Annotated in this window: 28 protein-coding genes and 2 pseudogenes; 28 read left to right on the top strand and 2 right to left on the bottom strand. The window is 40.7% G+C overall.

Annotation, left to right across the window (positions count from 1 at the left end; genetic code table 11):
- Window positions 1-11: 11 nt before the first annotated feature.
- Complete coding sequence (locus OMHG_RS10860; protein WP_010650848.1) at window positions 12-386, bottom strand: rhodanese-like domain-containing protein; 375 nt, start codon at window positions 384-386, stop codon at window positions 12-14.
- 379 nt (window positions 387-765) lie between these two features.
- On the opposite strand from OMHG_RS10860, the pseudogene OMHG_RS10855 reads away from it, so the two are divergent.
- The 4 genes and pseudogenes from OMHG_RS10855 to OMHG_RS10840 all read left to right on the top strand — a co-directional run.
- Window positions 766-2,202: pseudogene (locus tag OMHG_RS10855) on the top strand (vitamin B12-dependent ribonucleotide reductase); the annotation flags it as partial.
- 255 nt (window positions 2,203-2,457) lie between these two features.
- Window positions 2,458-3,579: pseudogene (locus tag OMHG_RS10850) on the top strand (hypothetical protein); the annotation flags it as partial.
- 175 nt (window positions 3,580-3,754) lie between these two features.
- Window positions 3,755-4,168 carry a transcriptional regulator MntR gene (gene mntR / locus OMHG_RS10845; protein ID WP_010650845.1) on the top strand — a complete coding sequence of 138 codons (414 nt, stop codon included), beginning with the start codon at window positions 3,755-3,757 and terminating at the stop codon, window positions 4,166-4,168.
- A 172-nt stretch (window positions 4,169-4,340) separates the two neighbouring features.
- Window positions 4,341-5,234 (top strand): patatin-like phospholipase family protein, encoded by an 894-nt coding sequence (locus OMHG_RS10840; RefSeq protein WP_010650844.1) that lies wholly within the window; start codon window positions 4,341-4,343, stop codon window positions 5,232-5,234.
- 15 nt (window positions 5,235-5,249) lie between these two features.
- Here OMHG_RS10840 and OMHG_RS10835 read toward each other — a convergent pair whose 3' ends face one another.
- On the bottom strand, window positions 5,250-5,624 hold the full coding sequence (locus OMHG_RS10835) for an SA1362 family protein (RefSeq protein WP_010650843.1): 375 nt from the start codon (window positions 5,622-5,624) through the stop codon (window positions 5,250-5,252).
- A gap of 303 nt (window positions 5,625-5,927) precedes the next feature.
- On the opposite strand from OMHG_RS10835, the gene OMHG_RS10830 reads away from it, so the two are divergent.
- The 24 genes from OMHG_RS10830 (at window position 5,928) to spo0A (ending at window position 25,560) form a co-directional block, all read left to right on the top strand.
- A complete protein-coding gene (locus OMHG_RS10830; protein ID WP_010650842.1) occupies window positions 5,928-6,434 on the top strand; it encodes a YqhR family membrane protein in 507 nt (168 codons plus the stop codon).
- Between the two features lie 80 nt (window positions 6,435-6,514).
- Window positions 6,515-7,576 carry a M24 family metallopeptidase gene (locus OMHG_RS10825; RefSeq protein ID WP_010650841.1) on the top strand — a complete coding sequence of 354 codons (1,062 nt, stop codon included), beginning with the start codon at window positions 6,515-6,517 and terminating at the stop codon, window positions 7,574-7,576.
- 25 nt (window positions 7,577-7,601) lie between these two features.
- Window positions 7,602-8,159, top strand: a complete 558-nt coding sequence (gene efp / locus OMHG_RS10820) for an elongation factor P (protein ID WP_010650840.1) — start codon at window positions 7,602-7,604, stop codon at window positions 8,157-8,159.
- Between the two features lie 173 nt (window positions 8,160-8,332).
- Window positions 8,333-9,310, top strand: a complete 978-nt coding sequence (gene spoIIIAA, locus OMHG_RS10815; RefSeq protein ID WP_010650839.1) for a stage III sporulation protein AA — start codon at window positions 8,333-8,335, stop codon at window positions 9,308-9,310.
- A complete protein-coding gene (gene spoIIIAB / locus OMHG_RS10810) occupies window positions 9,255-9,767 on the top strand; it encodes a stage III sporulation protein SpoIIIAB (RefSeq protein WP_010650837.1) in 513 nt (170 codons plus the stop codon). Before spoIIIAA ends, spoIIIAB begins: the two co-directional genes overlap by 56 nt.
- Before the next feature lie 93 nt (window positions 9,768-9,860).
- On the top strand, window positions 9,861-10,061 hold the full coding sequence (gene spoIIIAC / locus OMHG_RS10805; protein WP_010650835.1) for a stage III sporulation protein AC: 201 nt from the start codon (window positions 9,861-9,863) through the stop codon (window positions 10,059-10,061).
- A 12-nt stretch (window positions 10,062-10,073) separates the two neighbouring features.
- Window positions 10,074-10,466 carry a stage III sporulation protein AD gene (gene spoIIIAD / locus OMHG_RS10800; protein ID WP_010650833.1) on the top strand — a complete coding sequence of 131 codons (393 nt, stop codon included), beginning with the start codon at window positions 10,074-10,076 and terminating at the stop codon, window positions 10,464-10,466.
- A 45-nt stretch (window positions 10,467-10,511) separates the two neighbouring features.
- Complete coding sequence (gene spoIIIAE, locus OMHG_RS10795; protein WP_010650831.1) at window positions 10,512-11,696, top strand: stage III sporulation protein AE; 1,185 nt, start codon at window positions 10,512-10,514, stop codon at window positions 11,694-11,696.
- Window positions 11,697-11,705: 9 nt separating this feature from the next.
- Entirely contained in the window at window positions 11,706-12,323 is a 618-nt protein-coding gene (gene spoIIIAF, locus OMHG_RS10790) for a stage III sporulation protein AF (protein ID WP_010650829.1), read from the top strand.
- Window positions 12,320-12,946, top strand: a complete 627-nt coding sequence (spoIIIAG, locus tag OMHG_RS10785) for a stage III sporulation protein AG (RefSeq protein WP_010650828.1) — start codon at window positions 12,320-12,322, stop codon at window positions 12,944-12,946. The genes spoIIIAF and spoIIIAG overlap by 4 nt, the downstream gene beginning before the upstream one ends.
- 12 nt (window positions 12,947-12,958) lie before the next feature.
- Window positions 12,959-13,504, top strand: a complete 546-nt coding sequence (locus OMHG_RS10780) for a SpoIIIAH-like family protein (RefSeq protein ID WP_010650826.1) — start codon at window positions 12,959-12,961, stop codon at window positions 13,502-13,504.
- A 274-nt stretch (window positions 13,505-13,778) separates the two neighbouring features.
- Complete coding sequence (accB, locus tag OMHG_RS10775) at window positions 13,779-14,288, top strand: acetyl-CoA carboxylase biotin carboxyl carrier protein (RefSeq protein ID WP_010650824.1); 510 nt, start codon at window positions 13,779-13,781, stop codon at window positions 14,286-14,288.
- Between the two features lie 13 nt (window positions 14,289-14,301).
- Window positions 14,302-15,660: an acetyl-CoA carboxylase biotin carboxylase subunit gene (gene accC, locus OMHG_RS10770; RefSeq protein WP_010650822.1), complete on the top strand. Its 1,359-nt coding sequence runs from the start codon at window positions 14,302-14,304 to the stop codon at window positions 15,658-15,660.
- A 30-nt stretch (window positions 15,661-15,690) separates the two neighbouring features.
- A complete protein-coding gene (locus tag OMHG_RS10765) occupies window positions 15,691-16,086 on the top strand; it encodes an Asp23/Gls24 family envelope stress response protein (RefSeq protein ID WP_010650820.1) in 396 nt (131 codons plus the stop codon).
- A 137-nt stretch (window positions 16,087-16,223) separates the two neighbouring features.
- Window positions 16,224-16,604, top strand: coding sequence for a transcription antitermination factor NusB (nusB, locus tag OMHG_RS10760; protein ID WP_010650818.1), 381 nt, complete (start codon window positions 16,224-16,226; stop codon window positions 16,602-16,604).
- Window positions 16,605-16,618: 14 nt separating this feature from the next.
- Window positions 16,619-17,476: a bifunctional methylenetetrahydrofolate dehydrogenase/methenyltetrahydrofolate cyclohydrolase FolD gene (gene folD, locus OMHG_RS10755; RefSeq protein WP_010650816.1), complete on the top strand. Its 858-nt coding sequence runs from the start codon at window positions 16,619-16,621 to the stop codon at window positions 17,474-17,476.
- Window positions 17,469-18,824 (top strand): exodeoxyribonuclease VII large subunit, encoded by a 1,356-nt coding sequence (gene xseA / locus OMHG_RS10750; protein WP_010650815.1) that lies wholly within the window; start codon window positions 17,469-17,471, stop codon window positions 18,822-18,824. The genes folD and xseA overlap by 8 nt, the downstream gene beginning before the upstream one ends.
- On the top strand, window positions 18,814-19,044 hold the full coding sequence (locus OMHG_RS10745; protein ID WP_010650813.1) for an exodeoxyribonuclease VII small subunit: 231 nt from the start codon (window positions 18,814-18,816) through the stop codon (window positions 19,042-19,044). The genes xseA and OMHG_RS10745 overlap by 11 nt, the downstream gene beginning before the upstream one ends.
- A 3-nt stretch (window positions 19,045-19,047) precedes the next feature.
- Complete coding sequence (locus OMHG_RS10740) at window positions 19,048-19,932, top strand: polyprenyl synthetase family protein (protein WP_010650810.1); 885 nt, start codon at window positions 19,048-19,050, stop codon at window positions 19,930-19,932.
- Between the two features lie 33 nt (window positions 19,933-19,965).
- Complete coding sequence (locus OMHG_RS10735; RefSeq protein WP_010650809.1) at window positions 19,966-20,808, top strand: TlyA family RNA methyltransferase; 843 nt, start codon at window positions 19,966-19,968, stop codon at window positions 20,806-20,808.
- 20 nt (window positions 20,809-20,828) lie between these two features.
- The gene (ahrC, locus tag OMHG_RS10730) at window positions 20,829-21,278 is read left to right on the top strand and encodes a transcriptional regulator AhrC/ArgR (RefSeq protein ID WP_010650808.1); all 450 of its coding nucleotides are present in this window, start codon (window positions 20,829-20,831) and stop codon (window positions 21,276-21,278) included.
- A 42-nt stretch (window positions 21,279-21,320) separates the two neighbouring features.
- Window positions 21,321-23,024, top strand: coding sequence for a DNA repair protein RecN (gene recN / locus OMHG_RS10725; RefSeq protein ID WP_010650807.1), 1,704 nt, complete (start codon window positions 21,321-21,323; stop codon window positions 23,022-23,024).
- Window positions 23,025-23,271: 247 nt separating this feature from the next.
- Window positions 23,272-24,528, top strand: coding sequence for a SpoIVB peptidase (spoIVB, locus tag OMHG_RS10720; RefSeq protein WP_010650806.1), 1,257 nt, complete (start codon window positions 23,272-23,274; stop codon window positions 24,526-24,528).
- A gap of 252 nt (window positions 24,529-24,780) precedes the next feature.
- On the top strand, window positions 24,781-25,560 hold the full coding sequence (gene spo0A / locus OMHG_RS10715; RefSeq protein WP_010650805.1) for a sporulation transcription factor Spo0A: 780 nt from the start codon (window positions 24,781-24,783) through the stop codon (window positions 25,558-25,560).
- Window positions 25,561-26,357: the final 797 nt, after the last annotated feature.

Below are 26,357 nucleotides of genomic sequence, written 5' to 3'. Positions count from 1 at the left end.
TTTCTTTTATGTTAATTTTTCGTTTTGATTTTACCGGTCCATTTTTTGAAGCCGCCTTTTAACTGGTAAATATCGCTGTAGCCTTTTTTATGCAGCAATTGCGCTGCCCTGGCAGAGCGTGACCCACCTTGGCAATAAAGGTATACAGGTTTGTCCTTGCGCATTTCAACCAGTCGCTGGCGCATCTGACTAACAGGAATGTTTCTTGCTCCAAGGATATGGCCCCGATCAAATTCCTGTGGTTCTCTTACATCTATAAGCTGTGCTTTGCGGTAACCTTCCCGAAATTGGTCCTCGGTAAGTACATTTAAGTAGTTTTTCTGTCTGAAATAGCGAAAAATCCCGACCACAAGCAGAATTACGATGATTATCAATAAAAACTTCATTCTATTTCCCCCGTCTGTGCAAAAATGTTCATTATCTATTATAGGTGCAGATGGGTTATTTTTCAAAGTATTTCTCTTTGTTTCCTATTACTTTGTAATCATGTTGTACAATTTGTCGAATGCTAGCGACTATACACAAGAATTGCAACCGATAAAAATGTCAATTTCGCTTGAAAATAACCCTTTTCACTTCCGATTTCTTTATTTTACGCTGAAATTCATAGAGTTCCGATTTTGACAAATCAATAATTATTCGTTCCTTATACCAGATATAGTATTTTTTAGAAAAGTAAACTCTATATATTGTTTTGATTTATTCGATTGTGGTATTGTATAACTATCATTAAAAAAGATAGATATAGATTAAAGGAGAGATCGAATGTCGATTGTTGTAGATTCTCAAACAAAGATTGATGTGGAAGCACTTAACGAGGATATAAAGCTATTTCCTCCAGTACATCCTATTACAGAAGATATGAAGCTTACACATAAGGGAGTATCCCGTTTGGTAATGCTTGACCGCTATGCATTTAAAGATACGGAAAAGAAAACATTAAAGGCTGGAGACTTTGTCGTCCTCACTGTGAAAGCAGATCCCAAGTTCCCGGCAAGAGGTCTTGGTTTTGTGAAATCAATTGACTGGAACGAGATGAAAGCTAAAGTACAGGTGGACCCGGAATTTGTTTCTGTCCTCGATGATGAAGGGGAAGCAAGCACAGGCGTTGTGACACGTTCACTTGACGTTATCGAGAAACCTTTGGAAGTTTATTATGAACAAATTGCGAAACGAAATGCTGCCGGCCTTTCCGAAGTTGAAGAAACAGAAGAACAGCGTCAAAAGTGGTTCGAAGTGTTCAATAAAGAGCTTGCAGACCTTAATTTCATCCCTGCCGGCAGAGTGCTGTATGGTGCGGGTGCAGAAACCGATGTAACCTATTTCAACTGTTACGTAATGCCGTATATTAAGGACTCACGCGAAGGCATCTCCGATCACAGGAAGCAGGTAATGGAGATTATGTCACGAGGCGGAGGTGTCGGTACAAACGGTTCGACACTGCGTCCGAGAAATACTTTGGCAAGAGGGGTTAACGGGAAGTCATCTGGTTCTGTCTCATGGCTTGATGATATAGCGAAGCTAACACATCTAGTGGAACAGGGCGGATCAAGACGCGGAGCACAAATGATCATGCTGGTGGATTCACACCCGGATATTATTGAATTCATCATTTCAAAAATGCAAAATCCGAGAATACTTCGTTATTTGATCGAGAATACCGAGGACGAACAAATCAAACGTCTCGCGGAGGAAAAATTAAAGTTTAAGCCTTTAACGGAAACAGAGTTTGATTTATACCAAAGTGTTGTCAACTATAAAGCAATCCAGGGGCTGGGCGGCTTTACAGAGGCAGCTATTCGTGAAGCGGATCAGAAGCTGCGGACAGGAGGAACATATTCTGTTCATAATTCTGAGTTCTTAACAGGTGCAAATATTTCCGTTTGTATTACGAAGGAATTTATGGAAGCAGTTGAAAACGACGATTTTTATGAACTCCGTTTCCCTGATGTAGAAAACTACACCAAAGAGGAAATGAATGCCTATAATGAAAAGTGGCATGAGGTAGGGGATGTTCGCAAATGGGAAGAGATGGGCTTCGGTGTCCGTGTCTATCGCCGGATTAAGGCCAAAGAATTATGGAATCTGATCAATGTTTGTGCAACGTATTCTGCAGAGCCTGGGATCTTCTTTATTGATAATGCAAACGATATGACCAATGCAAAAGCATATGGCGATCAGGTAGTTGCAACAAATCCGTGTGGTAAAGTCGCATAGTTTGCCTCACGTTAAACATTGCGGGATAAAGCGGGAAGGCTGAGATGCTAATCCGAACCGAAGGCTGAAGGTAAAACTTCAGTCAGGGGCAACGCATAGGTGGTGAACCTCGAAGGAGAATATAACCCACCCACGAGACCGCAACATTATACTTCATGATGTAATGAAAAGGTATGCTGAACTTGCAGGAAGACAACTGTAAGAACTATCGGATAAAAAGCCGGTGGGATAACAAAATTGGAGCAACCGCTAGCACCTTATTCTGTCTGTAACCTAGCTGCAGTAAACCTGGCTGAGATGGCGGATAAGGAGACGAAAACAGTTAATTTTGAGAAACTCAAGCAAACCGTTCAAACGGGTGTAAGGATGCAGGACAATGTAATTGATGCAACACCATATTTCCTGGCTGAGAATAAGAAACAGGCCCTTGGGGAAAGACGTGTCGGATTAGGTGTAATGGGTATGCACGACCTTCTAATCTACTGTGAGACACCTTATGGTTCAAAAGAAGGCAATGACTTGGTGGATAAAGTATTTGAAACCATTGCCACTACTGCATACCGCACTTCCATTGAGATAGCCAAAGAAAAGGGAAGTTTCCCATTCCTGATCGGCAGCAGTGATGAAGAGACGAGAGCATTGCGCGAAGCCTTCATCAATACAGGGTATATGCAAAAAATGCCGGATGATATCAGACAAGCTATCCTAGAGCATGGAATCCGGAATTCCCATTTACTGACTGTTGCCCCTACTGGCAGTACTGGAACAATGGTTGGTGTTAGTACCGGCCTGGAACCATATTTCTCCTTCTCCTACTTTAGAAGTGGGAGACTTGGCAAATTTATCGAAGTAAAAGCAGATATTGTACAGGAATATCTGAACAGCAATCCGGATGCAGATTCCGATCATCTGCCGGAGTGGTTTGTAACCGCGATGGACCTGCCGCCTGAAGCGCATGCAGATACACAATGTGTAATCCAGCGCTGGGTTGATAGTTCCATTTCCAAAACGGTCAATGCACCAAAAGGCTATACTGTAAACCAGGTTGAGAGTGTTTATCAAAGATTATACAACGGCGGCGCAAAAGGCGGAACCGTGTATGTTGATGGCAGTCGTGACTCTCAGGTGCTGACGCTGAAGGCTGAGGAAAATACTGTAGGTGAGCAGACAGAACTATTTAACGAGGAAGCAAAACCAAAAGTTGTTTTGATGGATACAATCCAGGAGCTTGGCAAAACAAAGGTTACAATCGGTTCTGAAGTCGGTGACACTTGCCCTGTATGCCGAGAGGGCAGCGTAGAGGATATTGGCGGATGTAACACATGTACAAGCTGCGGCGCACAATTGAAGTGCGGTCTGTAATAGAATGACAGCGAAAAGGACCAGGCTGGAATTATCCAGCCACTGGTCCTTTTTGCCTTATGCAGAATATTTTACCTATATTACTTGAGATAGAGTTTACTTTCCTGTATCCTATACTCATACAGAAACAGTTTTGCCTTAGATAAAAAATTTTACTGAAATGAGGAGATTTCCTATGCCTACACCAAGTATGGAAGATTATATAGAGCAAATATATAACCTCATAGAATCCAAAGGGTACGCACGTGTATCCGATTTAGCTGAGGCATTGACAGTACACCCGTCTTCGGTGACTAAAATGGTCCAAAAGCTCGATAAAGATGAATATTTAAATTATGAAAAATACAGGGGATTCGTTTTGACCCAAAAAGGAAAGAAAATTGGAGAACGGCTCGTATTCAGACATGAACTCCTTGAGGAATTTCTTGCTATTATCGGGGTTGAAAAAGCAAATATTTATGAAGATGTCGAAGGAATTGAACATCATTTAAGCTGGAATTCAATAGATCGCATCGGTGATCTTGTAAATTATTTTAAATCTGATCCGGCCCGTGCAGAAGCATTGAAAAAAATGGCTGCTGAAAATTGAAAATGGCTCCAATTAGAAAACCATACAACAAATTGTATGGTTTTCTAATTGGGAACGGTTCTAATTTCCTCCTCTTTTGCTTAAATATTAGATAGTAGGTTTTGGGCAAAGGTATATCTGTTATCGGGTCTTGAACACCTACACATCTTAGAAAATCCTAAGGAGAGAATCGATGAAAATTGATGGTGTGTTTTCAGGTGGAGGAGTGAAGGCATTTGCTTATATTGGTGTGCTTGATAGCCTGCAGGAAAACAATCTGCAGCTGGAAAGGGTTGCCGGCACCTCTGCCGGAGCGATTATCGCTTCCTTAGTTGCTGCAGGGTTTGAATTGGAGGAAATACAAGGACTTGTAGAAAAGCTTCGTTTGACGCAATTCGTCGATCCGCCAATCGTGACAAAATATTTACCATTTACAAAATGGCTGTTTCTTTATACGATGTTAGGCATAAATAAAGGCGACAAGATGGAAGAATGGCTGACAATCCAATTGGCAAGCAAGAATATACATACATTCCATGATATTAAGCCCGGTTACCTGAAGGTTGTTGTAAGTGATCTTTCTTTAGGGAAACTGATTGTAATACCGGATGATCTGGAGAAGGTTTATGGAATCCAGCCGGAATACTTTCCCGTTGCCAAGGCGGTTAGGATGAGTGCTGGATTTCCATTCTTTTTTATGCCGAAGAAACTGCCCGGTTTATACAAGAAAAAAAGTGTGATGGTCGATGGGGGCTTGCTGAGCAATTTTCCATTATGGATTTTCGATAACGAAAGCGAGAAGAAACAAAGACCCCTGTTAGGTGTTAAACTAACCGATGGCATCAACGAGGATATTGGTCCAAGAGACATCAAAAATGCACTTGATATGTTTCAAGCATTATTTTCAACCATGAAACAGGCACACGATTCAAGGTATATTGCCAAGAATCAAATGCAGAACATTATGATTGTTCCCGTAAAAGACACCGAATCGACTGATTTCGGTATATCAAATGAGAAAAAAGCAGCACTTATCCAAAGTGGAAAGGACTATGCTGCAGCATTCCTGAAACATTGGAGCACATAGAAAAGGCCGTACTTCCTAAAACGAAGCGCGGTCTTTTCCTTTTGGTTTATTACCTTCGATTACTCTTAAATGGCTTGAACGTTTATTTCGCTTCTTCTTTGCTGTGATGGTTGGTTTACTGCCGGCTGCAGTGGAATTGACCGGTTGCTTATATTTTGATTTCGATTGTCTGACTGCTTTTTTATACTTTTTCATATCATCGGAATTGGATGGAGCTCTTTTTCGCAATAGAAAATAGTACAGTAAACCATAGATGGCTGCTCCTGCAGCAAGCATCAGAAGTATATTGGTCAAAAAGTTTACGGTGTTGCCAATAAGCTGTGATATCAAACCGATTACAGCCAAACCGATGACCAGGTAAATAATAATAGAAAATTTATTTCCGCCCATGACATTCCCTCCCTTTACGGTCTTTTCGCCTACCTAAACCCTTATATATTGGTATACCACTAACAAAGACAATTATATCCGTATTTTAAAAAAATAATGATAAATCGTTATCTATTAAAATTGTTTCCACTCTAACTTAAAATATTCAAAGAAATACAATTAAATATGAAATGAATAACTGCTTTCATTTTACTAGAATTATCTTCCTCCAACTATCCTTATTATATCCCGGACTATATATATATGCAGCCATTGCGACTTTTTTGTGCTGGTTTGGTAATAATACAGATGGAGGTGTTTGCAATGAAAGCACAAAGACGGAATGACGCCAGCTCGGAAGAAAAAATGTCATTATTGTCGAGATCAATGCTTACCGGTTTTATTGGCGGTCTATTGTGGAGCAGCATAGGCAGTCTGATGTATTATTTTAATTTTAGCGAGGTTGCTCCAAGGTCCTTCATTTTAAAGTCATGGCTGAATGCCGCCTGGACGGATAGGTGGCTTGGCTTAATCATCACGATTCTGATTGCCGGAATTATCTCCGTAATAGCAGCGTTTATCTATTATGGCCTTTTCAGGAAAATCAACTCGATATGGATGGGATCCATTTACGGAATCATTATGTGGGTGATTATATTCTATATCATGCAGCCGGTATTTCCAAATATTCCAGCTTTTATGGACCTAACATTTAACACACATATATCTACATTATGCCTGTTTATTCTATATGGTACATTTATCGGCTACTCCATTTCCTACGATTATCATGAGGTGGGGTTAAAAGAACCGCAGAAAGCCAAAGAGTAATTATTCATATTTGTCCATTTATGATAAACTAAAACATAGAGAGCAATAGCATGTTTATCGTTAAGGAGAGGGAGAGGATTATGGACAAATTGAATAAGTTAAGAAATGGGCTTGAAAACAATTCACTGGATGCAATTCTAATTACGAGTCCAATCAATAGAAGATATGTGACTGGATTCACCGGTACTGCAGGGGCAGCCTTGATCACGTTGAAGGATGCAAAATTTATAACCGACTTCAGATACATCGAACAGGCCAATGAACAAGCTGAAGGATTTGACATCATTGAGCATAAACAACCGATAGAAGAAGAAATCGCCAAGCAGTTGAATGAATTGCAAATCAAGCGGCTAGGGTTTGAAAAAGACTATGTGACGTTTTCCCAATATGAAAATTATAAGAACAGTTTTCAGGCCGAACTGATTCCTGTAAGCGGAATTGTGGAGGAAATCCGTCTTATCAAGACAAATAAAGAATTGGAAATCATGAAAAAGGCTGCCAGAATAGCTGACGATGCCTTCGAGCATATTCAGTCATTTATTAAACCTGGGGTCAAAGAAATCGATATCTCCAACGAATTGGAATTCTTTATGCGCAGGCAAGGGGCAGCATCTTCAAGCTTTGATACAATCGTTGCGTCTGGACTGCGCTCAGCATTGCCGCACGGTGTAGCATCAAATAAGGAAATCCAGAACGGGGAGCTTGTGACATTAGATTATGGAGCACTCTATCAAGGATATTGCTCCGACATTACCAGAACAATTGCAGTTGGAGACATTTCGAGTGAATTAAGGGAAATATATGATATAGTATTAGAGGCTAATCTTCGTGGAGTAAAAGGAATTAAACCGGGGATGACTGGCGTTGAGGCAGATGCATTGACAAGAGACTATATTAAAGAAAAAGGCTATGGGGAAAACTTTGGCCATTCTACCGGTCATGGTTTAGGTCTTGAAGTACACGAAGGACCTGGATTATCCTACCGATCTTCCAGAATTCTGGAAAAGGGCATGGTAGTTACCGTGGAACCCGGCATCTATGTAAATGGACTTGGCGGCTGCAGAATTGAAGACGATATTGTGATCACGGAAACCGGCAATGAACGACTAACCTTTGCTCCAAAAGAATTGATACAGCTCTAAGATTTCTACATAAGGAGGATTTAAAATGATTTCAGTTAACGATTTTAAAACAGGCTTGACAATTGAAGTGGACAATGACATTTGGCAAGTATTGGAATTCCAGCATGTAAAACCAGGTAAGGGTGCCGCTTTTGTCCGATCGAAATTACGCAACCTGCGCAATGGCAACATCCAGGAAAAAACATTCCGTGGCGGGGAAAAAGTAGGAAAAGCACATATTGAAAATAAAAAAATGCAATATTTATATGCTTCAGGCGATAGTCATGCATTTATGGATACCCACACATATGAACAGATCGAACTTCAGACAGACCAGATTGAGCAGCAATTGAAGTTCATCAAAGAAAATATGGAAGTATCTGTTATCAGTTATGAAGGAGAAATACTTGGTGTCGATGTTCCGAACAATGTTGAACTGGAAGTGGTTGAAACTGAACCAGGAATTAAGGGAGATACTGCAAGCGGCGGTACAAAACCAGCAACCCTGGAAACAGGACATACGGTTCAGGTTCCTTTCTTTATCAATCAGGGTGATATTTTAGTGATTAATACATCAGACGGTAAATATGTTTCCCGAGCTTAATATTATTTCTTATATAAAAACAGTCCTATTTTGAATAGGGCTGTTTTTTTGTGTGGATTTCAGAGATTAAACGTTCTGTTGAAACTTTCAGGAACCGGATTTATCAGAAGGTCATAAAATCTCTATTCCAACATACATTTACTATAAAGCAACTATAAAAGCGGGGAATTGGCATGGAAGAGATTATGCGTTTGTTTCCGGGTGAAATAAGACAAGCCATCCAGCGAAGAATCGGCGACAGATGGAATTATCTGCAGGAGATACGTATACGCCTCTATCGTCCGATTGAGTTAATATTCGATGATGCAGCAGAATGGCTGGAAGCGGTTGTACCAGATAATAAGGATGGAACCTATCTAATCAATCAGCTTAGCTCATTCTCATTGTATCGGATGGAAGACGAGCTAAGAGAGGGCTATATAACAGTTGAAGGCGGCCATCGGGTTGGGATAGCAGGTCGAGTGATTACTTCATCCGGCAAGGTGAAAGCGTTGCAGAATATCACTTTTTTTAATATCCGAATTGCAAAGGAGAAAATCGGTTCAGCAACAGGGCTAGTTCAGCATATATTCAGCAGGAAATATTTAAATACATTGATTGTGGGTCCGCCGCAAACCGGGAAAACAACGTTAATCAGGGATTTAACACGGTTGATAGCAAGCGGCTACGGCAAGATTTCCCCAAGGAAAGTAGGGGTGATTGATGAAAGATCTGAGATTGGAGCTTCCTTAAAAGGTGTCCCGCAGCATAATTTAGGTCTAAGGACAGATGTATTGGATGCATGTCCGAAGTCAGATGGAATGATGATGATGATCAGGTCGATGTCCCCTGATGTTCTCGTAGTAGATGAAATTGGAAGCGGCGAGGATATTGCTGCATTAATGGAGGCAATCAATGCTGGAGTAACTATCGTATGTTCGATACATGGGAATGACTTGAAGGAACTGAAAAAACGTCCATCCTTACAGCAGCTATTCGAACAGCAAATATTTGATCGTTATATCCTATTGGACAAGCTGCATAGACCGGGTGAAGCTGCAAAAATTCTTGATAAGAAGGAAACGGAATTGCTTTCAAGAACAAGAGGTGTGAAAGATGAAGTGGATTGGAGCACTGCTTTTAATAGGGACAGCCACATTAATCGGGTTTGAATGGAGCAATCGACTGACAAAACGCCCAAAGCAGATTCGACAGCTAAAGAGCGCATTACAGATACTTGAAGCTGAAATTGTTTATAGCCAGGCCGCGTTGTATGACGCGTTTCAGTCTATTTCAGAAAAAATACCTGACCCGATGCGGTCATTTTTTTCAAACCTTGGAGAAAAAATACAAGGTGATTCATTTGAACTTTTTAGCTTATGGGAATCTGAAGCAAATCTGCTGCTGAAGAATTCGAGTATGGGTGAAAACGAAAAGGAAATTTTAATGCAATTCGGCAGGACACTTGGGCAGCACGATATTGATCAGCAGCGGAAGCATATAAAATTGGCCATTGTTCATTTGGATAGAGAGCTGGAGGATGCAGTCGATAATTATCATAAATATGGAAAAATGGCGAAAAGTTTAGGAGTCTTGAGCGGGATTTTCATTGTTTTGCTGCTCATATAGGCATTTTGACAACCACTTATGAGAAGTGATGTCTGAGAAGTAATCTGCCGATATACTGTGCCGATAAGTAAGACAACAGAAAGGGGCCTGCACATGTTTACCGATGCATCCATTCTGTTCCAGATTGCTGGAATAGGAATAATTGTCGCATTAATCCATACCATTTTGAAACAGATGGGCAAGGAAGAAATCGCCCAATTTGCTACATTGATCGGATTCATTATCGTCCTTGTCATCGTGATTAATGGGCTATCCGATCTCTTCGATCAAATCAAATCTGTTTTTCTTTTTTAGGGGCTAAAATCTATGGATATCCTGCAGATTGCTATTTTAGGCGTCATTGCCAGTATTTTGTATATCATTCTTAAAGACATTAATAAATCCTTTGCATTCTTTGTAATCCTTATTACTGGTTTGATTATCTTCCTTGCTGTCATAAGGCAAATAAGCATCATATTTGAGATGATCCAGACTTTGGGACAAAAGGCTAACATTGATGGGCTCTATATAGAGACAATTCTAAAGATCATTGGAATATCCTATATTGCTGAACTTGGCGCAAATTTGACGAAAGACGCCGGCCTTAGTTCTGTTGCCAATTATATAGAACTTGCCGGTAAAATATTCATTCTTTTGCTGGCTGTGCCGATCATTACTGCAATTATCGAAGCGATCGTTGGCTTCTTGCCAACAGTCTAGTGAACAGGAACCAAATCAATCGGCTGAAGGGAGCAATCGGGGTGGATGAAACCAATTAAGATAGTAATCCTATTCATAATCGTATTATTTTTTGAATTAAGTGGACAAACTACCGCCTTTGCCTCAACACCAGTAAACGATGAAATGGATATTGAAAACGCCATCCTGGAGGAAATCTCCTTGGATGGTGTGAAAGATTACTGGGACAACCTCGTTCGTGATTATGGAGGTTTCCTGCCAGATCTTGAGAAAACAAGCATCTATGAATTTATTAAAAATGAAGATTCATTTTCTATTAAAAATACGCTTATTGCCTTTCTGGAATACCTGTTCCACGAACTGATAATCAACGGAAAGCTGCTGGGATCCTTGCTGATGCTGACATTATTTTCTGTCGTTCTCCAGACGATGCATACCGCATTTGAACGCAATGCCGTTAGCAAAATTGCCTATTTTGTCATCTATCTTGTGCTTATATTCATCGCACTTAACAGTTTCTATCTGGCAGTCTCCTATACACAGGAAGCGATTGAGGCGATGAAGGGGTTTATGATCGCACTGCTCCCGCTGGTGCTGGGTATGATGGCAACATTCGGAAATGTGATATCCGTTTCATTCTTTCATCCGATCATTATCTTCCTGATTAATTTCAGCGGAATTCTCGTTTCATCATTCGTACTGCCTTTGCTGTTTTTATCGGCATTGCTGCTGATTGTCAGCAGTATAAGCGATAACTATAAAGTTACACATCTGGCGAATTTGTTCAAATCGGTCGGAATCGGTGCGCTTGGAATATTTTTGACAATATTTCTCGGTGTCATATCTGTACAGGGTACGGCAGCTGCCATTCAGGATGGAATTGCTATGAAGACAGCAAAATTTATTACCGGAAATTTTATCCCTGTGGTCGGCAGAACCTTTACTGATGCAGCAGATACGATTGTGAGTGCCTCCCTTGTCCTGAAAAATGCAGTGGGTATGGCGGGACTGTTCGTCATTCTGCTGATCGTTCTGTTCCCAGCAATCAAAATAGCTGCCATTGCCCTCATTTATAAAATGGCTGCAGCTGCATTGCAGCCAATCGGAAATGGTCCGGTCATAACTGCGCTTAACACAATCAGCAATTACATTTTGTACATACTTGCTTGTCTGCTGGCTGTGTCCCTGATGTTCTTATTGGCTATCGTCATCATCGTATCTGCTAGTAATATAACAATCCTGCTGAGGTAAGGTGATTTTATGGAAGTGGTCATACAATGGGTTACCCAAATTATATTATTTATCGTAATTGCCACAATTATTGATCTGCTGATTCCTGCAGAGACAATGAAAAGGTATGTCAAGCTGGCAGTGGGGCTGATATTATTATTGATTCTTTTAAAACCGATTTTTCATATCTTTAATACAGATATCGAAAAGAGCATTGAAACCTCTATAAATCAACTGGAACAGGAAAATAATCTGAATGAAACAATGGAAAATCAAATCGAATTTCAAAAAAAAGAAATACAGGGCACCCAACATGCATATATTTTAGAACAAATGACTGTCCAATTGGAAGATCTAGCGGAGGAACCCTTAAAGGAAGAATATCAGGCAGAGATTACAACAATGGATTATGTGTTTAATGATCCAGAAGATATTTCCTTTGAGGGACTTGCAGAAGTCATTGTTTATATAAATGAAGCACAAAACGGGGAGGGAGCGGTGAGTACGGTTGAAGATGTAACAGTAGATCCTCAGCAAAATGAGGGAGAATCCGAGAAGGACATCATTGGAATTGAAATGCTTTTGAAAGACGTATGGGAATTGACAGATAAGAAAGTATCTATTAATTGGGAGGGAGGGACATCTTGAAAAGAAAATTCGATAATTTCTTTCGACCAAACAGAGAAGGCGGGGACAAGCCCCCATCCAAGAAAATGGGATACCTGATCATATTGGGTCTTGTCGGTGTATTCCTCATTATCATCAGCAATATCTTCTCTTCAGAAGAAGAGCCTGAAATAATCATTCAGTCTCAAAATGAAAACGAGAATTCATCACAGACTGATCATTCAGCAGAATTATCTGCTTCAGATATAAGTACGCTTGAAACCAATTTAGAACAAGAACTATCTGGAATGCTAAATAAAATTCAAGGAGTGTCGGAGACAGAGGTCATGGTCAATCTGGATGCAACGAAGGAAAATGTATATGAAAAGAACATCATGAATGGGAAGCAGACAACAGACGAAACGGACAAAAATGGCGGGACAAGAATCGTCGAGGATCATACCGAAGAAAACCAGGTCGTTCTAATCCGAAAGGGAGATCAGGAAATACCAATATTAGTTCAGACGAAGCAGCCGGACGTTAGAGGAATCTTTGTAGTTGCAAAAGGAGCGGATCATCCTTCCGTCAAAAATCAAATAGTTGAATCCGTCTCACGTGTTCTCGATGTTCCAACCCATAAGATTTCTGTAATGCCAAAAAACTAAGGAGGAAAATAAATGTTAAAAAAACAAACGGTGTGGCTATTGACAATGTTAAGTTTAATGATCGTATTAAGTGTTTACTATGTTCTATCTCCTAATAGCGAGGATTTAGCCTACATTGAAGATGGACAAGAAGAGACAGAAGAAACCTCTACCACTGAAACAGGTGACGACGCCGATGTAAGTAATATTTCCAGCGTAGGGCAGGACGAACTGTTCACAACCATCCGCATGGAAATTAATGACGAGAGAAGCATGAAGAAGGGCCGATTAACCGAAATTGTTGCATCTGCCTCAGCAGATACCCAAGAAAAGGAACAAGCATTAGAAGAGATTGACGTATTGGAAGAGCTGTCAACAAAGGAAACAATCCTTGAAGAACAAATCGTCGGGGCAACAGGATATGATGATGTTCTTGTCAGATCTGATGGAACAAAGGTACATGTACATGTCAAAGCAGACACCCTGACTGAAACAGAAGTTGTTGATATTATGCAGATGGTACGGGATGAATTCGGCGAAATTACAGCGGAAGTGAATTTCCAGCCAACAGGGGAGTAAAGCTGATCAGCTATCTGAATCCATACAAAAATCCAGGCTTGATGCAAAGCCTGGATATTTTGTGTGCAGTTCCATTGCAATTCGCTTTGGAGAATCAATACTGCTATAATTAGGGATATAATACTGCTTTAGAGAGGGTACATAGGTGCAGACTTGATGTTTAGCATTCATTTATCGTAATATATTAAGGGGCGGTATTAGTACCTTATATTAATTATGTTAAAATTGATAATGTGGCAAAAGTGAGCCAACAAGAATAGAAGGGGTGCAGAACATGCTAAAAGTACAGGAAATACGAGAAATTATTAAACTTATTGATCAATCATCAATTACGGAATTTACTTACGAGACTAATGGCACAAGCGTCACAATGAAGAAAAGCGGAAATGAATCAGCAAAAGCTTCCGCTTCCATCACAGCCGAGGAAATGAATCAGCAATTCATCAGCATCGATGAATCACCACAGGTTCAGGAGAGCCCCGTACAGCCGCAAGCAAGTACTGGATCAGCGGTTGATGATAAAGCTGACAATAACCCGGACTATGACTATGAAATCGTTTCGCCAATGGTTGGAACGTTTTATGCATCTTCTACACCTGAGAGCGAACCATATGTTTCGAAAGGAAGCAGTGTCGCTCCCAATACTGTAGTATGCATTGTGGAAGCTATGAAATTATTTAATGAAATTGAAGCAGAAGTATCCGGAGAGATTGTAGAAATCATTGCCGAAAACGGTGAACTGGTTGAATATGGTCAGCCATTATTCAGAGTAAAGAAAAAATAGGGGGATGGAGCAATTGATTAAGAAGCTGTTGATTGCCAACAGGGGAGAGATTGCAGTCCGCATTATACGCGCTTGCAAAGAACTCGATATAGAAACGGTAGCCATATATTCTGAAGCAGATAAAGAGTCATTACATGTCCAGCTGGCAGATGAAGCATATTGCATAGGGCCAAAACTAAGTAAAGACAGCTATCTGAACTTCACCAATATCATAAGTATTGCTACACTGACCGGAGTCGATGCAATTCATCCGGGCTACGGCTTTTTGGCGGAAAACGCTGACTTTGCGGAGATCTGTAAGGCCTGCAATATTATTTTTGTCGGACCAACCCCTGAAGCAATTCAGAAAATGGGAATAAAAGATGTAGCAAGAGAAACGATGAAACAAGCTAACGTACCGATTGTACCCGGTTCAGATGGGATAATCGATAGCGAAGAACAGGCAATTGAAGTTGCATTGGAAATTGGCTATCCGGTCATTATCAAAGCAACTGCAGGAGGCGGCGGTAAAGGTATCCGTGTTGCACGGACCGAAGCTGATCTGCTAAATGGAATCCGGGTTACGCAAAAGGAAGCAGAAACAGCTTTTGGCAATCCTGGAGTATATATTGAGAAATTTATCGAGGATTTCCGTCACGTTGAGATCCAGGTGCTCGCAGATACATACGGAAATACTGTCCACCTCGGTGAAAGAGATTGCTCTATCCAGCGTCGATTGCAGAAACTGATTGAGGAAACCCCATCACCTGCCCTGACGCCTGAAATCAGAGAAAAAATGGGAACGGCATCCGTTAATGCGGCTAAAGCGGTCGACTACGTAGGTGCAGGAACCATTGAATTCATCTTTGATCGCAAAAGCCAGAATTTTTATTTCATGGAAATGAATACAAGAATTCAGGTCGAACATCCTGTTACTGAGATGGTTACTGGTGTAGACTTGATAAAAGAACAAATAAGAATTGCAGATGGTGAAAAGCTTTCTTTCGGCCAGAAGGATATCCAATTTAACGGATGGGCGATTGAATGCAGAATAAATGCTGAGAACCCGTTCAAAAACTTCATGCCTGCTGCAGGAGAAATAGAAATGTACCTTCCGCCAGGCGGTTTTGGTGTCAGAGTGGATTCAGCAGCATATTCAGGGTATAAGATACCGCCATACTATGATTCCATGATTGCCAAATTGATTAGCTATGCACCAACAAGGGAAGAAGCAATAAAACGGATGAAACGTGCACTTGATGAGTTTGTTGTCGAAGGAGTCCATACTACCATCCCATTCCATCATTTAATTATGGATAATGACGTTTTCATTAATGGTGACTTTAATACAAACTTTCTTGAGGAAAACCCAATTCTCGAAAAGAAAGAGTAAAATATTCATTTGAAGGAGTGGTCTAATATCATGAGTGAACAGCCGTTATTGGAAGTAAGTGATAATACAGCTTTGGGAAAAGTGGAGATTGCGCCCGAAGTTATTGAGATCATAGCCGGTATTGCCGCAACTGAAGTAGAAGAGTTGTATGCAATGAGAGGGAATTTCGCCTCGGGTGTCGCAGAACGTTTAGGTAAAAAGGCACACAATAAAGGTGTAAAGGTGGAGCTTATTGAAGAAGGGGTCGCTATTGATATATATGTAATCTTGAATTTTGGTGTATCCATTCCACAGGTTGCACAAAAGCTGCAAACGAATATAAGGCAAACCCTGACAAATATGACGGCGATTGAGCTGCAGGAAGTCAATGTACATGTGGTTGGAATACACATGGAAGGAAAAGATCATACGGAAGATGAAGCATAACATAATTTTGCACAGGCCAAAAGATACTTCCATGGCCTGTGCATTATTCATTTATTTCCACATTGGATAGTTTCTAGCAAACCCTGTTCAATCATGTTATTATTTGTAGAGATAGAAATCAAAAGGAGTTATGAACAATGAAGCGACATACTGCAAGAGAAAAAGCATTCCAAATCCTTTTCCAGCTGGATATAAATGATAATGAACCGCAACAGGCAATTGAAGCATTTCTGGAGACAGAAGAAAGTGATGATTTTCTGAAGAAACTGGTTGAAGGGGTTACAGAGCAAAAAGTAAAGATTGACGCAATCATCTCAGAGAATCTTGAAAATTGGACAATAAACCGTATTGCCTCCGTTGAGCGCACGATTCTCAGAATTGCCACATTTGAAATAACCTTCATGGATGATATTCCGAACAATGTATCGATTAATGAAGCTGTAGAATTGGGCAATACATATGGTGATGACAAATCAGGCAAATTCGTCAATGGTGTTCTATCTAAAATAGTAGCATAAGGGGGAAGTCGACAATGACAGCAGAAATAATCAACGGGAAAGAGTTATCAAAAGAACTGAAACTTGAAATGAAGGCAGAAGTCGACATCTTAAAGAGAAAAGGACTGACACCGCATCTGAGTGTAGTGCTCGTAGGAGATAATCCTGCATCGAAATCCTATGTCAAAGGAAAGGAAAAAGCTGCCGCAGAAACCGGCATTTCATCCTCTTTGATTGAATTGCCAGTTTCCACAACAGAAGCAGAATTATTACAATTGATCCAGGAATTGAACGAAGATGATTCCGTGCACGGCATACTTGTTCAGCTCCCCCTCCCAAGCCAAATCAGGGAGCAGCAGGTTATAGAGGCAATTCATCCTGATAAGGATGTAGATGGTTTCCATCCAAGCAATATCGGTAAAATGATGACCGGGGAAGATACTTTCTTACCATGCACACCATATGGCATCATCACAATGCTCAAATCCAAAAACATTACGATAGAAGGCAAACATGCAGTCGTGATAGGCCGAAGCAATATTGTCGGAAAGCCGATTGGACAATTGCTTCTGAATGAGAATGCAACCGTTACATATTGCCACTCCAGAACAAAGAATATGCAACAGCTTGCAGCTGCTGCAGATATTTTGATCGCTGCTATCGGTAAAGCACACTTCATAACTGACGATTACATCAAAGAAGGTGCAGTCGTTATCGATGTAGGGATTAATCGTCAGTCTGATGGCTCGCTTACAGGCGATGTCGATTTTGAAAGTGCTAAGGAAAAAGCTGCTTATATTACACCAGTACCGCGTGGAGTCGGTCCGATGACGATTACGATGCTGCTGAAAAACACGATCAAAGCAGCAAAGGGACTGTCCGGTATTGAATGATAACTATTTGACCGTTACTGCCCTGACAAAGTATATCAAGCGAAAGATGGATACCGATCCACATCTGAGGAACTTATGGCTGCGAGGTGAAATTTCAAATTTCAAGCACCATAGCCGGGGCCATATGTATATGACCATTAAGGATGATCAGGCCAGAGTTCAGGCTGTTATGTTCGCAGGTAACAATCGTAATATGAAATTCCGGCCGGAAAACGGAATGAACGTCCTGATAAAAGGGGAAATTAGCCTATATGAAGCATACGGCCAGTATCAGCTTTATATTCAGCAAATGGAACCGGATGGCATCGGTGCGCTTTATCTTGCCTATGAGCAATTGAAAGAGAAATTAAATAAAGAAGGACTATTTGATCAAGCCTATAAAAAGAAGGTACCCAGATTTCCTGAGCACATTGGTGTTATAACATCTCCAACCGGGGCAGCGATAAGGGATATCATCACAACTATAAAAAGAAGGTATCCGATAGCTAACGTAACCGTCATTCCCGTGCTTGTACAAGGTCCAAGCGCTGCAGTGTCAATTAAAAATGCCATCGAAACGGCAAATGCCAATGGCGGTTTTGATACGCTGATTGTCGGACGTGGCGGTGGATCAATTGAAGAGTTATGGAGTTTCAATGAAGAAATAGTGGCAAGGGCCATATTCCATTCGGAGATTCCGATTATCTCGGCGGTTGGGCATGAAACGGACACTACTATTAGTGATTTTGCTGCTGACTTACGTGCACCGACACCTACTGGGGCGGCTGAACTGGCAGTACCTTCACAGATGGAATTAAGTGACAGGATCAATGTACTTAAAAAAACATTGACCAGACATATGAAGAACGAACTGAGCAATAATCAACAGTATTTTGCACGTTTGCTGCAATCTTATGCATTCCGCTATCCTGAACAGTTACTAAAACAAAAGGAACAGGAACTGGATAGCTATCTGGAGCAGCTCCACCGTGGAATGATAAAAAACAATAAAGACAGCGAAGCAGCTTTTAGCCATATCTATAAAAGGCTTGTCTCCCAACACCCGGAAAAGCAATTGCGGCAAGCAGGAATGAACCTCGACAGAATGGTGAAACAGCAGTACAATGCAATGTCGCAGCTCATTGAACGTAAATCGTTAAAACTAAGCAATAATATGGATAAACTCACATTGGTAAATCCCCTAGAAATCATGAAACGCGGATTTGCCTTGCCATATTCCATAGATGGCAGCATTATCAAATCTGCTAAAAAGGTAAAAGCAAAGGATAAAATCATCATTAATATGAGTGATGGAAATCTTAATTGTGAAGTCTTATCAGTGGAGGAGGGTCAAACATATGGTAAATAAGGAGCTATCTTTTGAGGAAGCAATGGAAAAACTGGAAACAATCGTCTCAAAGCTTGAAGAAGGGGACGTACCATTGGAAAAAGCGATTAATTATTATCAGGAAGGCATGAATCTTTCGAAAATATGCGGTGATAAATTGAAGAATGTGCAGGAAAAAATGACGCAGATTATGAACGAGCAAGGTGAATTGCAGCCATTCGATATACAGGGGGAAGAATAAGACGTGAAGCCGAATCTTTTGGACTATATCAATCAGTATAAAGAGGTTATTCAAAAAGAATTCAATCACTGTCTGGAGAATATGGATATACCACAGCAATTGAAAAGCTCCATGCTTTATTCTCTGGAAGCAGGAGGAAAAAGGCTTCGGCCCGTATTGTTGATTGCAAGCTATCAGGCTTATCAGAATGAAGTGAGCAAAGTCATTTCTACAGCTGCAGCTCTGGAAATGGTCCATACATATTCCCTGATACATGATGACCTTCCTGCCATGGATGATGATGATTACCGAAGGGGGAAGCTGACCAATCATAAGGCCTTCAATGAAGCAACAGCAATTTTGGCTGGTGACGCTCTGCTAACGTATAGCTTTGAACTGATTACGAATGATCCATCGTTAAGTGACAGGGAAAAAGTAACCATTATTAAAATGCTTGCTTCCTGCAGTGGACCTTCCGGGATGGTTGGCGGACAAATTCTGGATATGGAAGCAGAGAATCAACCGGTATCACTCGATGCCATGGAGAGAATCCATGCCTTGAAGACAAGTGAATTGCTGAAATTTGCCATCTATACCGGTGCATATTTAGGGAAGGCGACGGAAGAACAGTTAGCACATCTTAAAACGTTCGCCTATTATTTAGGTCTGATTTTCCAGGTGCAAGATGATATTCTCGATGTGACCGGGGAACAAGAAAAGCTCGGTAAACCAGTCGGCAGTGATGAAGGCAATAGGAAGAGCACGTATCCGAAATTGCTAGGTGTTGCTGGTGCGGTTGAACAAAAGGAAAAATATGCCATCAAGGCAAAAGAATCGCTAATGAAGGCAGGGGCGCAGGATTCCTATTTAATGGACTTAACCGATTACTTCAGTACTAGAGACCATTAAGGCGCAAAAAGTTTATAGTAAAGGATATTACAGATGACTAAAAGAAGACTGGATGAATTATTGGTCGAAAGGAATTTAGTGGAAAATATCGACAAGGCCAAACGCATCATTATGGCTGGACTGGTTTTTTCAGAGCAGGTTCGCTTGGATAAGCCAGGTATGAAAGTGGATGAACATTCACCCTTAACCGTAAAAGGGAAAGCGATTCCTTATGTTGGACGTGGCGGATTGAAGCTTGAAAAGGCGCTGAAGTATTTTTCTGTTTCGGCAAATAATCGTATATTTATCGATATCGGATCCTCAACTGGGGGATTTACGGACTGCGCTCTCCAGCAAGGTGCAAAATTAAGCTATTGCATTGATGTTGGCTATAATCAGCTTGATTGGAAACTGCGCAACGATGAACGTGTGATTGTCATGGAACGGACCAATTTTCGGCATGTAACACCTGAAATGCTCAAAAATGGCGTACCGAACTTAGCATCTATTGATGTGTCATTTATTTCGTTAAAATTGATACTTCCAGTACTTAAGCAGCTTTTGTCCGACGACAGTGATGTCATTGCTTTAATCAAACCGCAATTTGAAGCAAAAAAAGAAGAAGTTGGAAATAAAGGCATTGTTCGGGATAAACAGGTTCATATTAATGTTCTAAGGAAAATTATTGCTTTTGCCGAGAGTGAGGGCTATAGTCTTGTCGATCTTACCTATTCGCCGATTACCGGCGGTGAGGGCAATATAGAATTCCTTGCCCATTTCTCATGGCAAAAAGAAGAGGCAGATCCTGTTCCCGCGCAAGACTATATAGAAGAAACGGTGGAAGATGCTCATCGAATATTGTATCCTTCTACTCGAAAAGGTTTTAAAGAAAACTAATTTAAGACAGGAGGTGCGGCATGAGTAAAATCCAGCGCCATATCAAGATTCGTGAATTAATAACAAACACTATTGTCGAGACACAGGATGAACTCGTCGACCAATTGAAATCTCTAGGCTATAATGTAACCCAGGCTACAGTATCCAGGGACATTAAAGAACTTCAGCTGGTCAAAGTACCGACTAATTCCGGCCAATACAAATATAGCCTCCCTGCGGATCAGCGATTTAATCCGCTTGAGAAATTAAAGCGTTTAATCGTCGATGCCTTTGTCAAAATCGAACATGCCAGTCATTTTATCATCTTAAAAACATTGCCAGGCAATGCCCAGGCAGTGGGTGCGCTCATTGATAATCTTGATTGGGAGGAAATAATGGGGACGATTTGCGGAGATGATACGTGTTTGATCATCTGCAGGACAACAGAGCAGGCTGCTGATATTCACGATCGATTTATCGAAATGCTTTAAATGATATAGATATAATTTCAAATATTGGGGTGATGAATAACCGTGCTTACAGAATTATCAATTCGGGATTTTGCAATCATAGATGAAATAGCAATCACATTCAATGAGGGACTGACCGTTTTAACAGGAGAAACAGGTGCGGGTAAATCGATTATTATAGATGCTATTCAATTACTCGCAGGCGGAAGAGGTTCTGTTGAGTTTGTCCGGCATGAGGCTAAAAAGGCTGAAATTGAAGGCTTATTCAGCATCGAGAGCAGTGAACACCCAATCTTCACAGCTGCCAGCCACTACGGAATTGACATTCAGGATGGACAGGTTGTGCTGCAGCGGACGATTACTTCTTCAGGTAAAAGCATTTGCAGGGTTAACAGTAAATTAGTTACCCTTGCCATATTGAGGGAATTCGGTAAGACGCTAATCGATATCCACAGTCAGCATGAAACTCAATCATTGATGGATACGGAGAATCATATTGATTTCTTGGACATGTATGAACCGCAATTGATATCCAAGGCAAAGGAAGAATATACACAGTTATATAATAAATTGATTTCATTGAAAAAAAGGTATCAGCATTTAAATGATAATGAACAGGAAATGGCACATCGTCTTGATTTGCTTGAATTTCAAATGAGCGAGCTTGAAGCAGCAGAATTGACACCAAATGAGGACGAATTGCTCGAAGAAGAAAGAACATCGCTTGCCAATTTTGAGCGCGTCTATACAGCCCTTCAGGACGCATATAACGCCCTTTACGGTGATCAAAAGGGTTTGGAATGGCTAAACCAGGCACAGCTTGCATTACAGGATAACAGCAGGTTTGATGCGTTTATAGGTGAGAAGGCAGAAGAAGTATCCAATTACTACTTTTCGCTTGAAGAATTGACATATGAAATAAGAAGCCAGATCGATACCCTGCAATTCGATCCGGATCGGCTGAATGATATTGAATCCCGGCTCGATGAAATTGGCCGGCTGAAGAAAAAGTACGGCAGCACGGTAAATGAAATTATCGAATATATGGCTAAGATTGAAGAAGAAGTGGAGCAGATAACCAATAAGGATTCACACTTAAACACATTGCTTCAACAAATCGAAGAGCTGGAAAAAGATGCATTGCTTGAAGCCCAGCAACTGCACGAAATACGAAAAAAGGCAGCGAATTCTTTAACAGAAGAAATCTATTCGGAGCTAAAAGGCCTATACTTGGAGAAGGCATCCTTTTCAATTGAGTTTGATGCAAACGGGATGGAGTCGAAACCAAGACTTCATAAAAATGGGTTTGACCATATCCGCTTCCTTATTTCTACAAACACCGGAGAGCCATTAAAGGAATTGACAAAGGTAGCTTCCGGCGGGGAGTTATCGCGAATAATGCTAGCCTTGAAAAAAATATTCTCCAAACACCAAGGTGTAACAAGTGTTATCTTTGATGAAGTGGATACTGGTGTAAGTGGACGTGTTGCGCAAGCTATCGCCGAAAAGATCTATCAGATATCCAGTGATTCCCAAGTACTGTGCATCACACATTTACCCCAAGTTGCCGCAATGGCAGACACACATAAGTTTATCGAAAAAAATGAGAAAAACAAACGAACCTCCACCAATGTAAAGGAACTTACAGTAGTGGAACAAATTGAAGAATTAAGCAGAATGATTACAGGGACGAAACTGACCGAAACTGCGAAAGATCATGCGAAAGAAATGCTTGATCTAGCTTCAGCATTTAAATCAAATAAATAAGGATAAAATTCTTTAAAAACCGGAAAATAAAGTAACCGGTTTTTTTATTTGGCTTTTTTAACATATTTAGCAAGTTATTTATGGACGAATACGTACAGAACAATACTTATACGCATTTTACAGAATTACTGACAGGAAATGATACGTAAATCTCATAGGTTTCACCAGTTTAATTTTTCGATCTGAGGCCAAATTAGAAGTACAGAAACAAGTGTTGTGTAGGGTTGGGAGGAGGAGAGTGATACGATTGAAAAAAGAACCAGCAAACAATGTCCGTTTCTGGATATGCAGTATTTTCTTTGTCCTGCTATCCGTCTTGAGCATACTGCAGCTGTCAACGGTACAAATAAGTTTTGCTTCAGAGAATAAAGAAATGACATTTAAGACAATTAACAATCCATCCACCATTGGACCCTCAATAACAGAGAGGGAGCTAACCGGTTTCCATAATGACGTACCAAATGGCAAACTCGTACAAACAACTTCTTCCGTCCCAATAAATCGAGCAAGCGAAACAGAATCAGATATAAAAGTGATTCCAGGAGGTCAGTCCATCGGTGTTAAACTGCAAACACTCGGCGTATTGGTCGTCGGCCACCACCAGGTTACAGGCGACAAAGGACTTTCGTCACCAGGTGAAGAAGCTAAAATCGATGTTGGAGATGTAATCCTAAAGATCAACGGGGAACCAGTAAAAGAAATGAACGATATAAAAGGTTATGTGGAAAAAGCGGGAAACAGTCACAAGGCAATTGATTTGACAATAAAGCGCGGTGAAGAAACAATCCATACATCTCTGCAGCCTGTATTTGATAAGAAAGAAAATCAATTCAAAATCGGTTTATATATACGTGATTCGGCTGCAGGAATAGGGACGATGACCTTTTATGAACCTTCCTCAGGGAAGTACGGCGCATTAGGTCACATCATTTCTGATATGGATACAAAAAAACCGATTGAAATAAATAATGGAACAATTGTCAATTCCTCTGTAACTTCAATCGAAAAGGGGAATAACGGGATACCTGGCGAAAAACAGGCTAAGTTCTCAGTGGATGAGGATAAGCTAGGTACAATTACGAAAAATACACCATTTGGTATTTTTGGCAAACTTGGAGAAAACACATTAGAAAACAAAAAGTACAACAAGCCATTACCAATTGCTCTTTCACATGAAGTGAAAGAAGGACCGGCGAAAATATTGACTGTTGTCAAAGATGAAAAAATTGAAGAATTTGACATTGAGATTGTCAGCAGCATTCCTCAAAAGACTCCTGCCACAAAAGGAATGGTTATTCAAATCACAGACCCGGAATTATTGAAAAGCACGGGAGGAATCGTTCAAGGGATGAGCGGAAGCCCCATCATCCAGAATGGTAAAATAGTTGGTGCTGTAACACATGTCTTTGTAAATGATCCAACTTCAGGATATGGAGTTCATATCGAGTGGATGCTGCAGGATGCGGGAATATCCACCGATAAATCGACTCTAAAGACAGCATAAAAAATGCTTGTAGTGGAAAAAATCCATTACAAGTATTTTTTCTGTGGTAATTTTTAAAATATTTGTTATACTATACTTGTGTTAATATTTTTCGACAAACTGAACCTTTGTCAGTTTTTATCGAATTATAGCGTAAATATAAGGAAAACGAAGCAAATCAAAGAAAATATAAAGTTTTTCATTTTAAAAGAGGATATTCCCATTTTTTGTAGAATAATTAAAAAGAGTTATCAGAAAAAGGAGGAACATATTTTGGACAAAATTTCGGTTTGCTTAGTTGATGACAACAGGGAATTAATTCAGTTAATGGAGGAGAGTTTTGAGGAACAGGACGATATAGAAGTGATTGGTACAGCTTTTAATGGCAGAGATTGTTTAGCAATGCTGGAACAAAAAGAACCAGATGTATTGATCCTGGATATTATCATGCCGCACATAGATGGATTGGCGGTTTTAAATACATTGAGATCAAAAGAATTGAAAAAGAGACCGAATGTCATTATGCTGACGGCGTTTGGTCAGGAAGAGGTTATGAAGAAGGCTGTTGATCTCGGCGCATCCTATTTTGTACTGAAACCGTTTGATATGGAAAATCTGGCTGATCAGGTTCGGCAGGTGAAGGGGAATACATCAATCAGTCCGGCAATCAGCAAGTCTGCGAAGGTGGAAAGGAAGAAACAGGACCTGGAAGCAAACATAACAAATATCATACATGAGATCGGGGTTCCTGCACACATAAAAGGCTATATGTATTTACGGGAAGCCATTACAATGGTCTACAATGATATAGAATTATTAGGGTCGATAACAAAAGTACTCTATCCCGATATTGCGAAAAAGTTCAATACCACCGCATCCAGAGTGGAAAGGGCAATTCGCCATGCCATTGAAGTTGCCTGGAGCAGGGGCAATATTGATTCAATTTCGGCATTGTTCGGTTATACAATCAACATTTCCAAAGCCAAACCAACCAATTCGGAATTCATTGCCATGGTTGCAGATCGACTCCGTCTGGAGCATAAGGTAAGCTGATAAAAAACGAAGGCTCTTATCGTAAATATTGTTGTTATTTTTAATATTGTATTTAATAGAAACTGCGGGGTAACAGCAACGGCCGATTTACGCTGCGGGCAGTCGCTTTTCCCGCTGGAGTCAAAAAAGGTGAGGATATGTGATTTCTTGCTTAACAATCGCATCCCATCTTAAATAAATTGACAATCTGTTCGATAACTGCTTCGGCCGATTTCCGCTCCGGGAAGTCGCTTTCCGCGGGCAACGCTTCAGCTTCCTCAGAAGCAAAACCGGCTTCTTGCGGGATCTTCAGCTGTTACTTTTCCCGCTGGAGTCGACTGCCCTGCGCTCCAATCCATCAGCTTCATAATTGAATATCAGTAATTTGATTCAGAAAGCCAAATCATAGCGGAGGAAATACACGGAGACTCCAGCGGGAAAGCGAAGACGCTAAGACCCCACAGAGAGCGAACTTTGCGAACGAGGAGGCTTAGCGCGAGCCCGCGGAAAGCGCAGTGTATTTCCGGAGTGGAGGTTACCACAATATAATTTCTATAAACAATTGACAGAACAGCATTTTTGTCTTCAGAAAAAAGCCAAGACACTAAGACCCCACTAGATGCACCTGCGTCTTCGCAGTATACTTTCTCGGTGCAAGGGAACAAGGAAGTGAACGCAAGTCGTACCCTGGCTTAGCGCGAGCCCGCGGAAAGCGCAGCGTATTTCCGGAGTGGGGATAAAGCTCATCATCAAGTTACGTCGTAGTTTATATATTTTAGATAAAAACAACAATCTTTGAGAAAACAGCCAAAACGAAA

Origin of the sequence: Oceanobacillus massiliensis str. N'diop (assembly GCF_000285495.1) — a bacterium.
GTDB lineage: Bacteria > Bacillota > Bacilli > Bacillales > Amphibacillaceae > Oceanobacillus > Oceanobacillus massiliensis.
Note: the sequence above shows the minus strand (reverse complement) of the source record. Positions and strands in the feature narration are given on the sequence as shown.